We start from the raw sequence: 13,555 nt of genomic DNA, 5'->3' as shown, positions 1-13,555 counted from the left end.
CCGAAGCCGCCGCCAAGTGTGTAGGGGGTATGGGGGGGTACGCGGCGGCTAGGTTGGCGGAGGTTGGCGGCTAGGTTGGCGGAAGGTTTGCGTACCCTACTCATCATCGCCGTATCGCTTCTGTCCGTCCCAATTTCTAACAAGCTGCTCCACTCCCTTTCCATCCATTCGGATATTCTCAGCTATGATTTTTCCTTCAGCCAGAAGGTTAGTCATAGCTCTCTCAAAGTCGCGCACCGAAAATTCGCAAGCCCCCATTTTGTGAAGAAGACGGGGCGCATAATTACCACTCTTCAACGTTGTGAGGCGCTTCCTTGTGACCGGCGCGTTGTGCTGATCCAGACGCTCAAGAAATAGCTTTTCCGCTCTAACCTGCTTAGCCTTGGCTTCCACGCTAGGAGGCCTGTTCGGATCATCCAGAACGAAGACGCCCTTTTCCCATCGTACAGTCAGCCCGTCACCGAACTTGCCGTAATTGCTTTTCGTCGTTTTCAGCTTGCGCACGTCTTCGTCAGCATCATCCTTGCGCCCGTCCCTTGTCATGTAGACCGCCGCTCGCGCAGAATTGGCCCACGCCGTTGAGCCTGACGTACCTTTACCGCTCTCAATACCGCTCTGTGACGGGTGGTAGAGCAGGATCACAGCCACGTCCTTTTCGATGGCAAGCTTTCGCAACTGGCCTATGAACTGGCGAACCTGTGACCGCTTGATTTCGTCGCCTCCGTACACATCAGCGCACGTATCGAGAAACAATGCGACCGGCTTCACGAAATCGACGGTTGCCACCAGCTTATCCCAAAGCGACGTTGCCTTGATCCCGTCTTTACCAAACGGAGCGCACAACAACGCATCTTCGCCAGCCCGACCTACCAGTTTAAAATCGGTGATTTCGGACCGTTTGACGCCATGGCTTCGAGCTACATCATGCAAACGCCTCTTGAATTCGTCATCCGCATCTTCGGCACCAAAGTAGACGACTTTTCCGGGGCGAAGCTTTAGACCTAGAAAATCCTCTCTCAGCGCAGACGCTACGGCGGTTTGCAAAGCGAGCAACGATTTACCTGTGCCGCCTTCCGCCGACAGGATGGATACCTGCGCATGCGGGAAAAGGCCTTCCCAATACCATTCGCGTTCCGGCACGTCGTCATCCCTCCATTCATCGGGCGAGACGTAATCAAGCAAACCCTTTGGCTTCTCGTCCCGCGCTGTCGTTTTTCGGGCTGATCGTGCGCCTAGCTTCTCGAAATTGAACGTCCCCTTCCAGCGATGGCCGTCATCCTCTGCATGCGGTTCCGTCATTAGTGCGTGGTTCGCGATGCAATGCGTTCATCAAGCCAAGCCGTCACTTCGGACCGAACGTATGCGATACGGCGCGCCGATAGTTGTACTGGCTTTGGGAATAGGCCCGTTGTGCTCAGAATATTAAGCTGCATCGCGGAAAACGTCGTTTCGGCTGCGGCTTCCTTTGGCGACATGAGGCGCGGAAGTTCTTTCGACATGTATACTCCTTTCTCTAGACGCACTTGCTTGTTACCGGACCTCCTTGGCCGGTGCGAAATAGCGCTGATTGTTATGGATTGCCTGCCGTTGTTGGCGACGAGTGGTTTATAGCTCCAATAAACTGAAGCTATCAACTAAAAAATGCATAATACGTCTTAGTATATTTTTGCATTACTTGCTTGACGTTTTGACGCCTGAAGAAAAATTTAGAAATTTCGTTGAAAAGACTTTGTTATTTCCGATTGACGGGCGTTGATTGGCAATAATCGCACCAATCCTGCATAAGCTGGCGTCTTTTTTCTAGCGCATCAGAACGGCGGTATGCTTGTTCTACGGCGTTCCCAACGGCATGGGCTAGAGCGGCCTCAATGATATCTCGTTGATGGTGGGTTGCATCCCCTGCCCAATCCCTAAACGTGGAGCGCAAGCCGTGCAACGTCTCTGTGCCGCCCGTCGCGGCCCGGATAACCTTGAGCATGCCTTTATCGCCCATTTGGCAACCTTCCTTCTCTCCTTCAAATACAAGCGCGCCTGTCGCCACTTGTTTACGTGCTTGCAGGATCGTCAAGGCGCGGTCAGAGAGTGGAATACGATGTTCTTTGCGGGCCTTCATGCGCTCAGCCGGGATAATCCACAGCTTGGCATCCATATCGATTTCGGACCAAACCGCGCCGCGAACCTCGCCAGATCGGGCAGCGGTCAGGCACGCAAACTCAGCCGCCCGAGCGTAGACTGATGTTTCGGCTCTAATCTTCTTCATCACGGCTGGCATGTCCTTATACTCGATGGCCTCATGATGGATGTGGACAACCTTGTTAGCCGGAAGGATGTCCTTAAGCCCGCCTTCCCATGCCGCTGGATTGTCACCGCTGCGCAGTCCTTGCGCCTTCGCCAGATCGAAAACCCCCGCAATGCGCGTCCGGGTCCGATCTGCCGAAACTCGCATCGTCTCCCAAAGCGGGCGAAGCACGTCCAACACGTCTTGGCGCGTTATGTCGGCAATGGGCATTCTATGTAGGGGGGCGGCATGGTCGTTAATGCTTCTGCGAATTTGGTAGTGGTGCTTCTCGCTATTCGTCTCGGCGCACTTCTTCTTGATGTAGTCCTTGGCAACATCAAGGAAGGTCACACGTACGTGAAGGGCATCGCCACGTGCCAGACGTTCCCGGATGACTTCCGCCTTCTCTCGGGCAAGCTGGAGCGAAACCGGGGCAGTTCCCTGCCCATATCCTCCAAGGCCCATTTCAGTGCGTTTGCCGTCTCGCTTAAATATGAATAACCATTGCTTGGAGCCACCGGCACGGACCCGCATAAACAGTCCGTCGCCGTCGCTGTATATTCCGGGCTTTTCTAGCTTCTTAATTTTGGCTTCATTGAGCTTGTGCCGCGCCATACCAGATTCCTCTTGCCATAACTTCATCATGAAAAATACGCAAAATACGGTCTTTTGCAAGTCTATTGTACACGTAATTTCAATACCTTACAGATATCCGTGGTGCTGGATACCCCCGTCACCACCACCATCACCGGCACCGTGGCGCGCCGGGAGGTCGATGCACGCGGCTACTGGCGATATGTCGTCGATCTGACCGCAACAGCGGACCCGACATTGTCGCGTCCGCCGCAGAGGATATCGGTGCTTTCGCGTGGCGGAGGCGAGCCGATCGCACTCGGCGCAACCCTTCGCGGCAAGGTCCGCCTCTCGCCGCCATCCGGCCCGGCCTTACCGGGACTGAACGACTTCGCCTTCACGTCCTATTTCAAAGGCATAGGCGCGACCGGTTTCTTTTATAAATCACCGCAGGCGCTTGTATCACCCGTTGGTGACGCAAGGCCTGACAAGGGTTGGTTGGAATGGGCCGATATGCGGCTTTACGGCCTTCGCAGCGCAATTGCCGAACGCATCCGCACCACCATCGGCGGTGATGCCGGAGCCTTCGCCGCCTCCATCATCACCGATGAGAGACAGGCCATATCGGCGGAGACGATGGAGGCGTTGCGGCTCTCCGGCCTTGCTCATATCGTTGCCATATCCGGGCTCAACATGGCACTGGCCTCCGGCATATTCTTTGTTGGCCTGAGACTGGCTTTCAGCCTGTTTCCCGCCTTTGCGCAGCGCTGGCCGGTCAAGAAGATCGCGGCTTTCGCGGCACTGCTGATGACGCTTGCCTATTATCTGATTTCCGGTTTCGCCGTTTCCGCCGAGCGTGCCTGGCTGATGATGTCTGTGATGCTGATCGCGGTCCTTTTCGATCAGCCATCACTCAGCCTCAGAAACGTTGCCATTTCCGCCCTGATCATTCTGGCTTTCTCGCCCTCGGAAATCATGGGTCCGAGTTTTCAGATGTCATTTGCGGCCACCATAGCGCTTGTTTCGGCCTATGCCTTCTGGAGCCGTTGGCGCACGGATCGCGAGCGGCTGTTCATCGGGCGCAAGCCCGCATGGCTGAAGGTGGCGGAAATGATGGGCGCGGTCATTGGCGGCGTTATCACGACGTCGCTGATCGGGGGCCTTTCTACGGCGATCTATTCGGCCGAACATTTTCACCGTGTCACCACCTATGGACTGTTCGCCAATCTGGCTGCAATGCCGCTCATGTCGCTGATCGTCATGCCATTCGCTCTTATCGCCATGCTGCTGATGCCCTTCGGGCTCGATGCGCCGTTCCTGAAGATCATGGGTTATGGCATGGCACTCGTCATCGAGGTTGCAAACGAGGTGGCCTCCTGGGGCGGCAGCGCAGCGACTGGGCGTCCGCATGGCTGGTTTATCGGTTTGGCTTCGGTGGGTTTCCTGCTGCTGACATTGCTGCGCAGCCGGCTTGCGCTTCTTGGCATCCCGTTTCTGCTCTTCGCCTTCGGTGTGTCGGCAGTTACGGCCTATCGTGATCTGCCGGATCTATTGATTCACGAGGACGGCGACTTGGTGGCACTCCTGGAGGACGGCAAGGTCTCAACCACAAAAGCCCGTCCGCAGGGCTTCGTTTACGGCCAGTGGCAAAGGGCGCTGCTGCTGCCGGAAAAAACCGTGCCGCCAGATTTTATAAATGGTGAGAGCATGGCAAATACTGCTGGTTCTGACTCGAGATCGAAACTGTCGCCGGAAGACATGGCTGTCGTGGTACGCGAGATGACGGCGGCGCTCAAAGACGCTAAAGCTGGCGTCTTCACCTGCAGGAAAGACATATGGTGCGTAGCGAGCGCCGCGAGCGGAGAGTGGATCGTCGTTCTGGAAGATGGCCGCTTCGCGGGAAAAGCCTGCGATATTGCCGATATCGTCGTTGTTTCCCGCAGAACCTCTTTTTCTCAGTGCCGCTCGAGTGCACTCCTGCTCAGCCGTGACATCTTGCGGCGTCTCGGTTCTGTGGAAATAGATTTTGCTGACAAGAGGGAGGAGGGTGTGGCGAGCGGGCTGCGCGCCGCAATCGCCGGAACGGACAGGCCCTGGAGCCAGCACCGTTATTACGACTGGAAAAGCGGACGTTTCGACCGTGATCTGCCGCAGCCCATCATCCGGCTGCTGGCGGCGTCGCAATGACTGCCGCCAGCATGGATCAACGGGCCTTGGCGCGCAAATCTTCAGTCAATTCGCCGATCTCGCCAACTTCCTCTTCATGACCAGCGTCGCGCCAGCTCTCCTTCAAACCGGCCTCGTACCATTCTTGCATGGCAGGCAGGGTGAGCAGCCGGTCGCAATAGGCTTTCGCTGCTGGCGAAAGATCCGCACTGCCATAGGTCTGGAAACGGAATGCAACCGGGCAGAAGAAAGCATCGACCGCCGTGAACTTTTGACCGGCAAGATATGGCCCGCCGAATTTTGTGAGACCCTCGCTCCACAATGCATCGATCCGCTTTATATCGGCTTTAAGCCCGGCATCGCCGCCCCTTGGTTTGACCCGAATGCCCACCGACATGGGATAGAGATTGCGCAGCGAGGAAAAGCCGGCATGCATCTCACTTGCGGCCGAACGCGACCAGGCCCTGGCATGCTTGTCGCTTGCCCAGACACCCTGGTGTCTTTCAGCAAGATATTCGACGATCGAAAGCGTTTCCCAAACCGTCATACCCTCATCGACCAGGCAGGGCACCTTGCCCGTCGGCGAAAAGGAGGAGAAGGAGACGCCTTCGCCGAACGGAATGAGCTTTTCATCAAAGGCGATACCGAGCGTGCGCATCAATACCCACGGCCGTAGCGACCATGAAGAATAGTTCTTGTTGGCTATATAAAGATCGTACATGGCGTATCTCCCGGATATGACGCGTATTTCTACACCTGCCAAGCGTTCACGGAATATCGAAAATTATCCATGGCTCCCATAAACGCCGTTGATGAATGGTGATGTGGGGTCGCCGAGAGCGCGCCTTGCGATAAGTCACCCTTTGGTGACGACTAAAACTGACTGCGCAACACGACAGAACAACGTCGCTAAAAAACAGCGGGTGTGATCGCTTCGACAATTACAGCGAGCAGCCCATTCGCCACCACGCCTGTAGCGAAACCGAAGCATCTTTATGGAGCAGGAACTCAGTTTAGAAAGGGCAACGCGCATAGCTTAGTGGCGCATATCCTCGTGCACCCGCAAAGGCACGCCACGTTCGGAAACAGCCAAACCCGATATAGGCGCCATCTTCACGATGACGCCTATTGTAAAGCGAATACGTTCGGTTCGATAAGATCAATGGTAGCGGCGGATCAGCCCTACCAGCTTGCCCTGAATTTTAACCCGGTCGGGCCCGAAGATACGGGTCTCATAGGCTGGGTTTGCCGCCTCGAGCGCAATGGAGGCACCCTTGCGGCGGAAGCGCTTCAGCGTGGCTTCCTCGTCATCCACCAGAGCCACAACGATATCCCCGGGATTGGCGGTGTTGCCGTTGCGGATGATGACTGTGTCGCCGTCGAAAATGCCGGCCTCGATCATCGAATCACCCTTGACCTCAAGCGCGTAATGTTCGCCCGTGCCAAGCATGTCTACTGGCACTGCCACATCATGGGTGTTGTTCTGGATGGCGGAAATCGGCACGCCCGCAGCGATGCGGCCCATGACCGGCACGGTGACAGCCCCGCCCAGATCATTGGCCGGCGTCTTGGGGGCAAGGGCCGGTTCCGGCGTCTTGGGCTTGCCAAGGCTGCCTTCGATAACGCTTGGCGAAAAGCCGCGCTGCGGCCTTGCACCCGGCGTATAAGCCTCGGGCAGCTTGATGACTTCCAGCGCCCGGGCTCTATTCGGTAGCCGACGAATGAACCCGCGCTCTTCGAGAGCGGTTATCAGGCGGTGGATGCCGGATTTCGAAGCAAGATCGAGTGCGTCCTTCATTTCATCGAAGGAGGGCGGCACGCCGGACTCTTTCATTCGTTCATGAATGAAGAGAAGCAATTCCTGCTGTTTGCGCGTGAGCATGAGGAAAACACCCTTTAGAATCGTAGTGGAAGTCGCGAAACAAATACAGAACGAACACTATATGTTCCATATGTGTTCTGCAATCCCCTAAAATTTCGTGAAGGTGCCATCTGTTGCTGTGATGATTTGCCTCATAGCACGCAATTGTGCTTTTGTGCGGTCAAAACCGTCCCGGCATGCTCCGGGCGGAAGGCCAGCAGGATACATTTTCATGACGAAACCCTATAGCGTTGACCATCTCGTTTTGCCCGTGGAAGTCATAGGCGTCGCCGTGAAGCGCCTCGTCAGTCTTGGCTTTACGGTTGCGCCGGAGGCTCTGCATCCTTTCGGCACCCAAAATGCCTGCGTATTTTTCGCCGATGGCACCTATCTGGAGCCGCTCGCAATTGCTGATCCGGCTAAATATAATGCTTCAATAGAGAGGGGTGATGTGTTCACCGGCAGGGATGTGGCCTTCCGGCAACGGGACGGGCAGGAGGGTTTTTCGGCTCTTGTCGCCAGGACTAAAGACGCCTTGGTTGACCATGAGCGGTTTCGGGCAGCCGGCCTTTCGGCGGGCGATGTTTTCGAGTTTTCGCGGCCTGTTCGGATGCCGGATGGCTCGCAAGGCGAGGCGGCGTTCCGGCTGGCTTTTGCGGCAAGCGGGGCGGCCGCGGATTTCTTTTTGTTCAGTTGTCAACGGCTTCAAGCCCTTCCGGGCGATCGCACCATGCTGGAGCGCCACGCCAATGGTGTCACCGGCCTGAGTGAAATCGTCCTGTTTTCCGGCGGCAATATGAAGGTGGCGGGCCTGATCGAGACAGTGTTTGGCTGTGAAGGCAAATGGTCTCCGGGCGGTGATATGGTTTTCGCGACCGGCAATGCCAACATCAGATTGCCCGGAAAACCGCCTTTCGGCGGGCAGGCCCTGAATGCTCAGGATGGCAACGAAGGCAGATTGCGCGGCGCGGGCATCGTCTTTTCGTCACACGATCTTGCCGTGACAGAGGCGGTGCTTGCTGCTAATGGCGTGTCCTGCGCAAAAGCGGACGGCCGTCTGGTGGTGCCCGCAGCACCTGGTCAGGGTGTTGCCTTCGCCTTCGAGGAAAAATGATGAACGTTACGAACAATCTTAAAGTCACAGCCGGCGACGGCGCCAGCAAGGTTTCTTTCTCGAATACTGAGCGGTTTTCGCTGATTGCCGGTCCCTGCCAGATGGAAAGCCGCGAACATGCCTTCATGATCGCTGGCGTCCTGAAGGAGCTTTGCGACAAGCTGGGAATAGGGCTTGTCTACAAGTCCTCTTTCGACAAGGCGAACCGCACTTCGCTTTCCGGAAAACGCGGCATCGGCCTGGATAACGCGATGCAGGTTTTTGCCGATCTCAAAAAGGAATTCGGTTTTCCTGTTCTGACCGACATCCACACGGAAGAGCAATGCGCCATCGTTTCCGAGGTAGTGGACGTGCTGCAGATCCCGGCGTTCCTCAGCCGCCAGACCGATCTTCTCGTTGCCGCCGCCAAGACCGGCCGCGTCATCAACGTCAAGAAAGGCCAGTTTCTGGCGCCCTGGGACATGAAGAACGTGCTTGCCAAGCTCAATGAGAGCGGCAATCCGAATGTGATGTTGTGCGAGCGCGGCGCGTCCTTCGGTTACAACACGCTGGTTTCCGACATGCGCTCTTTGCCGATCATGGCAGCGCTCGGCGCACCTGTCGTGTTCGATGCCACCCATTCGGTGCAGCAGCCGGGCGGGCAGGGCGGCTCCACAGGTGGCCAGCGCGAATTCGTCGAGACGTTGGCGCGTGCGGCCGTTGCGGTTGGCGTGGCCGGCCTCTTCATCGAGACGCATGAGGATCCGGACAATGCGCCGTCAGACGGCCCTAACATGGTCCACTTGAAGGACATGCCGAAACTGCTCGAAAAGCTTCTGGCTTTCGACGCGATTACGAAAGCCTGATCGGCTGACCGTGACGGCGGGCACTTTTGTGCCAATCGATTTTAATGGCGGGCGGGCCGTTTCCGCTGCCCACCGTCATTGTAATTTCTTCGCCATCGTCTAAGACAGGCGACGGAAAATATCTGTTCCATTCCCAAGGGAGAGACCATGACTGCCATTACCGATATCATCGCGCGCGAAATTCTCGACAGCCGCGGCAATCCGACCGTTGAAGTCGACGTTTATCTCGAAGACGGCTCCATGGGCCGTGCCGCCGTTCCCTCCGGCGCCTCCACCGGCGCGCATGAGGCGGTTGAGCTGCGCGATGGCGGCAAGCGTTATCTCGGCAAGGGCGTGGAAAAGGCGGTCGAAGCCGTCAATACGGAAATCTTCGATGCGATTGGCGGTTTCGACGCTGAAAACCAGATCCAGATCGATCAGATGATGATCGCGCTCGACGGCACGCCGAACAAGTCGCGCATCGGCGCCAACGCCATCCTCGGCGTGTCGCTCGCCGTTGCGAAGGCTGCCGCTGAAGCCTCCGGCCTGCCGCTTTACCGTTATGTCGGCGGCCCGAACGCGCATCTGCTGCCGGTTCCGATGATGAACATCATCAACGGCGGCGCGCATGCCGATAACCCCATCGACTTCCAGGAATTCATGATCCTGCCGGTCGGCGCAGAAAACATTCGCGAAGCCGTGCGCATGGGCTCCGAAGTCTTCCATACGCTGAAAAAAGAACTGTCCGCACAGGGCCACAACACCAATGTCGGCGATGAGGGCGGTTTTGCACCGGGTCTCGAAAGCGCGCCGGCAGCACTCGATTTCATCATGAAGTCGATCGAAAAGGCTGGCTACCGTCCAGGCGACGACATGTTCATCGGTCTCGACTGTGCGGCGACCGAATTCTTCAAGAACGGCAATTACGTTTATGAAGGCGAAGGCAAGACCCGTTCGCCGATCGAGCAGGCCGAATACCTGGCCGAACTCGTCGCGAAATATCCAATCATCTCCGTTGAAGACGGCATGGCTGAAGACGACTGGGATGGCTGGAAGGCGCTGACCGATCTCATTGGCAACAAGTGCCAGCTGGTGGGCGACGATCTTTTCGTCACCAACTCCGCCCGCCTTCGCGACGGTATCAAGATGGGTGTCGCCAACTCCATCCTCGTCAAGGTCAACCAGATCGGTTCGCTTTCCGAGACGCTGGACGCAGTCGAAACCGCGCACAAGGCAGGTTACACCGCCGTCATGTCGCACCGTTCGGGCGAAACGGAAGATTCCACCATCGCCGATCTCGCGGTTGCAACCAACTGCGGTCAGATCAAGACCGGCTCGCTTGCCCGTTCCGACCGGCTCGCAAAGTACAACCAGCTTATCCGCATTGAAGAAATGCTTGGCCCGCAGGCTGCTTACGCCGGCCGTTCGATCCTGCGCGGATAATCCGCGTTCGGGTTTCGCGATATGGCCCGCCGCCTGGCGGGTCAGTCTCAGGGATGGGCGGTTTATCCGCACTGCTCACTCCCGAGTTGATCTGAGGTTCAGTCAGGCCAGGTCCCTGGGTTGAAAGGGCTCTTTTCACGGCGAAGACGCGCTGTGGCTTGATGCCGGATCACGCTCGGCATAACGAACTCTCTCTGATATCGTCGTCATTATTAGCCCGCCTCTGGCGGGCTTTTTTGCGTCTATCAGTCGCGCGGAATTTAAGGTCAACGGATAGTTAAACAATCCGCATTAGTCTCGAGACTCACATTATGCGTTTTAAGGCTTCTCTCCGGCATGTGGACCAGACATCATAAAAAGAGACGATTCGGCCGTTTGATCGTTCCGGCCATTACGATCGCTTTTCTTTCCTATTTCGGGTATCATTCCATCCACGGCGACTTCGGCCTTCAGGCGACGGAGCGGCTGGAGCGGCAGCGTATTGCCAGAACGGCAGAGCTTGCCAAGCTGACGCAGGCGCGCGTTGCGCTGGAGCGGCAGGTCGAATTATTGAGCGACGGTTCTCTCGAACGTGACATGATTGACGAGATTTCCCGTTATCAGTTGAATATGTCCCGTACGGACGAAATTGTCATCATGAATACCTACTTCTAATTAACCGAAATCAAGTTAATTAATGATTTGTGATTTATTCACAGCACTTTAGCATGAATATGTGCCATGCGTTTAAAGCATTGCTGCATGGCATTTTCTTGCATATGGTACGCGCCAATCTATCCATTCAAACGACAACTCAGGGAGGGATGAATGGCGCCGCGAAAAACCGCGTCCGTATCCGGCCGAAAGACAACGGCAAAGGCTGCAGGCGAATTCACCGGTAAGAACAGCCCGGACTTTTCGAAGGAAGAAGAGCTTCACGCCTATCGTGAGATGCTTCTCATCCGTCGCTTCGAGGAAAAGGCCGGCCAGCTTTACGGCATGGGCTTCATCGGTGGTTTCTGTCACCTCTACATCGGTCAGGAAGCCGTTGTTGTCGGCATGCAGATGTCTCAGAAGGAAGGCGATCAGGTCATCACCGCTTACCGTGACCACGGCCATATGTTGGCTCTGGGCATGAGCGCGCGTGGCGTCATGGCCGAATTGACCGGTCGCAAGGGCGGCCTGTCTAAAGGCAAGGGCGGCTCGATGCACATGTTCTCCAAGGAGAAACATTTCTACGGCGGCCACGGCATCGTCGGTGCGCAGGTTTCGCTCGGAACCGGTCTTGCCTTCGCCAATAAATATCGCGGCAACGACAATGTCTCCGTGACATATTTCGGTGACGGCGCCGCCAACCAGGGTCAGGTCTACGAGAGCTTCAACATGGCCGCTCTCTGGAAACTGCCGATCATCTATATCGTTGAAAACAACCGTTACGCCATGGGCACCTCGACCGCCCGCGCCACCGCCCAGTCGAACTATTCGCTGCGCGGCCAGTCCTTCGGCATTCCCGGCATCCAGGTGGATGGCATGGATGTGCGCGCCGTAAAGGCAGCCGCCGATCAGGCGCTGGAACATTGCCGCTCCGGCAAGGGTCCGATCATTCTGGAAATGCTGACCTACCGTTACCGTGGTCACTCCATGTCCGACCCGGCGAAATACCGTTCGAAAGACGAAGTGCAGAAGATGCGCTCCGAACATGACCCGATTGAGCAGGTCAAGGCACGGCTTCTGGAGCAGGGCTGGGCAAGCGAAGACGAGTTGAAGGCCATCGACAAGGATGTCCGTGATATTGTCGCCGATAGCGCAGACTTCGCCCAGAACGACCCAGAGCCGGATGTATCCGAGCTCTACACCGACATTCTGCTCTGATCGGGAAAGGGAAACCCATGCCAGTAGAAATTCTTATGCCCGCCCTTTCCCCGACCATGGAGGAAGGCACGCTTTCCAAATGGCTTAAAAAGGAAGGCGACAAGGTCACATCCGGCGACGTGATTGCCGAGATCGAGACCGACAAGGCGACCATGGAAGTGGAAGCTGTGGATGAAGGTGTTATCGGCAAGCTGCTGATCGACGCCGGCACCGAAGGCGTCAAGGTCAACACGCCGATCGCCGTTCTCATCCAGGAAGGCGAAAGCGCTGCCGACATTTCTTCTTCCGCCAAGAAGGAAGAGCCGAAGGCTGAAGCTGCAAATTCCGATTCGGATGCCGCAGGCGGCAAGACCCGCGAAGCATCCGAGGAGCCGAGCGCTGCCAAGGAAGCCGCAAAGGTTCCGGCAGCACCTAAGATCGAAGTCGCTGCCGATCCGGATATTCCTGAAGGCACGGAAATGGTGATGACGACGGTGCGTGAAGCGCTGCGCGACGCCATGGCCGAAGAAATGCGCGCCGACGAAAAAGTCTTCGTCATGGGTGAGGAAGTCGCCGAATATCAGGGCGCTTACAAGATTACCCAAGGCCTGTTGCAGGAATTCGGCGAGCGCCGCGTCATCGACACCCCGATCACCGAGCACGGTTTTGCCGGTATCGGCGTCGGTGCGGCAATGACGGGCCTGCGGCCCATCGTCGAATTCATGACCTTCAACTTCGCCATGCAGGCGATCGACCAGATCGTCAACTCGGCTGCGAAGACGCTTTACATGTCGGGCGGCCAGATGGGTGCGCCGATGGTGTTCCGTGGCCCCTCGGGTGCTGCTGCCCGCGTTGGCGCTCAGCATTCGCAATGTTACGCCGCATGGTACAGCCATATTCCGGGCCTCAAGGTCGTCATGCCCTACACGGCAGCGGACGCCAAGGGTCTCCTGAAGGCAGCCATCCGCGATCCGAATCCGGTCATCTTCCTTGAGAATGAAATTCTCTACGGCCAGAGCTTCGAAGTGCCGAAGCTCGACGATTTCGTGCTGCCGATCGGCAAGGCGCGCATTCACCGCAAGGGCAAGGATGCGACGATCGTTTCCTTCGGCATCGGCATGACCTACGCAATCAAGGCGGTTGCGGAACTCGAAAAGCTCGGCATCGACGTCGAACTGATCGACCTTCGCACCATCCGTCCGATGGATCTGCCCACCGTCATCGAATCGGTCAAGAAGACCGGTCGTCTGGTCACCGTCGAGGAAGGCTTCCCGCAGTCATCGGTTGGTGACTTCATCGCCAATCAGGTCATGCGTGCCGCTTTCGACTATCTCGATGCGCCGATCCTGACGATTGCCGGCAAAGACGTTCCGATGCCTTACGCGGCAAACCTCGAAAAGCTGGCTTTGCCGAACGTCGATGAAGTCGTTCAGGCTGTCAAAACCGTCTGCTACAAGTAAGGGGAG

General features: G+C 56.8%; 12 protein-coding genes. 7 read left to right on the top strand and 5 right to left on the bottom strand.

Features of this window, described 5'->3' with window-relative positions; all coding sequences use genetic code 11:
• Positions 1-96: 96 nt before the first annotated feature.
• The 3 genes from J5276_RS07790 to J5276_RS07780 form a co-directional block, all read right to left on the bottom strand.
• The gene (locus tag J5276_RS07790; RefSeq protein WP_174065362.1) at positions 97-1,299 is read right to left on the bottom strand and encodes an AAA family ATPase; all 1,203 of its coding nucleotides are present in this window, start codon (positions 1,297-1,299) and stop codon (positions 97-99) included.
• Positions 1,299-1,475: an AlpA family transcriptional regulator gene (locus tag J5276_RS07785; protein WP_280173937.1), complete on the bottom strand. Its 177-nt coding sequence runs from the start codon at positions 1,473-1,475 to the stop codon at positions 1,299-1,301. The genes J5276_RS07790 and J5276_RS07785 overlap by 1 nt, the downstream gene beginning before the upstream one ends.
• Before the next feature lie 257 nt (positions 1,476-1,732).
• Complete coding sequence (locus tag J5276_RS07780; protein ID WP_174065363.1) at positions 1,733-2,893, bottom strand: site-specific integrase; 1,161 nt, start codon at positions 2,891-2,893, stop codon at positions 1,733-1,735.
• Positions 2,894-2,986: 93 nt separating this feature from the next.
• Between J5276_RS07780 and J5276_RS07775 the strand changes: the two genes are divergently transcribed.
• Positions 2,987-5,038: a ComEC/Rec2 family competence protein gene (locus J5276_RS07775; protein ID WP_370647615.1), complete on the top strand. Its 2,052-nt coding sequence runs from the start codon at positions 2,987-2,989 to the stop codon at positions 5,036-5,038.
• 16 nt (positions 5,039-5,054) lie between these two features.
• Here J5276_RS07775 and J5276_RS07770 read toward each other — a convergent pair whose 3' ends face one another.
• Positions 5,055-5,738, bottom strand: a complete 684-nt coding sequence (locus J5276_RS07770; RefSeq protein WP_112155100.1) for a glutathione S-transferase family protein — start codon at positions 5,736-5,738, stop codon at positions 5,055-5,057.
• A 438-nt stretch (positions 5,739-6,176) separates the two neighbouring features.
• Complete coding sequence (lexA, locus tag J5276_RS07765) at positions 6,177-6,899, bottom strand: transcriptional repressor LexA (protein ID WP_111795837.1); 723 nt, start codon at positions 6,897-6,899, stop codon at positions 6,177-6,179.
• A 211-nt stretch (positions 6,900-7,110) separates the two neighbouring features.
• On the opposite strand from lexA, the gene J5276_RS07760 reads away from it, so the two are divergent.
• The 6 genes from J5276_RS07760 to J5276_RS07735 all read left to right on the top strand — a co-directional run bounded on the left by J5276_RS07760 (position 7,111) and on the right by J5276_RS07735 (position 13,549).
• A complete protein-coding gene (locus J5276_RS07760; protein ID WP_112155099.1) occupies positions 7,111-7,992 on the top strand; it encodes a VOC family protein in 882 nt (293 codons plus the stop codon).
• On the top strand, positions 7,992-8,837 hold the full coding sequence (gene kdsA / locus J5276_RS07755) for a 3-deoxy-8-phosphooctulonate synthase (RefSeq protein WP_111795839.1): 846 nt from the start codon (positions 7,992-7,994) through the stop codon (positions 8,835-8,837). The genes J5276_RS07760 and kdsA overlap by 1 nt, the downstream gene beginning before the upstream one ends.
• Positions 8,838-8,984: 147 nt before the next feature.
• The gene (gene eno, locus J5276_RS07750) at positions 8,985-10,259 is read left to right on the top strand and encodes a phosphopyruvate hydratase (RefSeq protein WP_003512870.1); all 1,275 of its coding nucleotides are present in this window, start codon (positions 8,985-8,987) and stop codon (positions 10,257-10,259) included.
• A gap of 336 nt (positions 10,260-10,595) precedes the next feature.
• Positions 10,596-10,913 carry a septum formation initiator family protein gene (locus J5276_RS07745; protein ID WP_003512872.1) on the top strand — a complete coding sequence of 106 codons (318 nt, stop codon included), beginning with the start codon at positions 10,596-10,598 and terminating at the stop codon, positions 10,911-10,913.
• 153 nt (positions 10,914-11,066) lie between these two features.
• Positions 11,067-12,110 carry a pyruvate dehydrogenase (acetyl-transferring) E1 component subunit alpha gene (gene pdhA, locus J5276_RS07740; protein WP_003512874.1) on the top strand — a complete coding sequence of 348 codons (1,044 nt, stop codon included), beginning with the start codon at positions 11,067-11,069 and terminating at the stop codon, positions 12,108-12,110.
• A gap of 17 nt (positions 12,111-12,127) precedes the next feature.
• Positions 12,128-13,549 (top strand): pyruvate dehydrogenase complex E1 component subunit beta, encoded by a 1,422-nt coding sequence (locus J5276_RS07735; RefSeq protein ID WP_003512876.1) that lies wholly within the window; start codon positions 12,128-12,130, stop codon positions 13,547-13,549.
• The last annotated feature ends 6 nt before the right edge of the window (positions 13,550-13,555 follow it).

Origin of the sequence: Agrobacterium sp. S7/73, from assembly GCF_019355535.1 — a bacterium.
Lineage (GTDB): Bacteria > Pseudomonadota > Alphaproteobacteria > Rhizobiales > Rhizobiaceae > Agrobacterium > Agrobacterium tumefaciens.
The sequence above is the reverse complement of the archived record's forward strand: the minus strand, read 5'-3'. Positions and strand labels throughout refer to the sequence as shown.

What these genes read in the sequence shown, in the direction of transcription:
- J5276_RS07790 (WP_174065362.1), bottom strand. Translation starts at nt 1,299, where the DNA reads ATGACGGAACCGCATGCAGAGGATGACGGCCATCGCTGGAAGGGGACG.
- J5276_RS07785 (WP_280173937.1), bottom strand. Translation starts at nt 1,475, where the DNA reads ATGTCGCCAAAGGAAGCCGCAGCCGAAACGACGTTTTCCGCGATGCAG.
- J5276_RS07780 (WP_174065363.1), bottom strand. Translation starts at nt 2,893, where the DNA reads ATGGCGCGGCACAAGCTCAATGAAGCCAAAATTAAGAAGCTAGAAAAG.
- J5276_RS07770 (WP_112155100.1), bottom strand. Translation starts at nt 5,738, where the DNA reads ATGTACGATCTTTATATAGCCAACAAGAACTATTCTTCATGGTCGCTA.
- lexA (WP_111795837.1), bottom strand. Translation starts at nt 6,899, where the DNA reads ATGCTCACGCGCAAACAGCAGGAATTGCTTCTCTTCATTCATGAACGA.
- J5276_RS07760 (WP_112155099.1), top strand. Translation starts at nt 7,111, where the DNA reads ATGACGAAACCCTATAGCGTTGACCATCTCGTTTTGCCCGTGGAAGTC.
- kdsA (WP_111795839.1), top strand. Translation starts at nt 7,992, where the DNA reads ATGAACGTTACGAACAATCTTAAAGTCACAGCCGGCGACGGCGCCAGC.
- eno (WP_003512870.1), top strand. Translation starts at nt 8,985, where the DNA reads ATGACTGCCATTACCGATATCATCGCGCGCGAAATTCTCGACAGCCGC.
- J5276_RS07745 (WP_003512872.1), top strand. Translation starts at nt 10,596, where the DNA reads ATGTGGACCAGACATCATAAAAAGAGACGATTCGGCCGTTTGATCGTT.
- pdhA (WP_003512874.1), top strand. Translation starts at nt 11,067, where the DNA reads ATGGCGCCGCGAAAAACCGCGTCCGTATCCGGCCGAAAGACAACGGCA.
- J5276_RS07735 (WP_003512876.1), top strand. Translation starts at nt 12,128, where the DNA reads ATGCCAGTAGAAATTCTTATGCCCGCCCTTTCCCCGACCATGGAGGAA.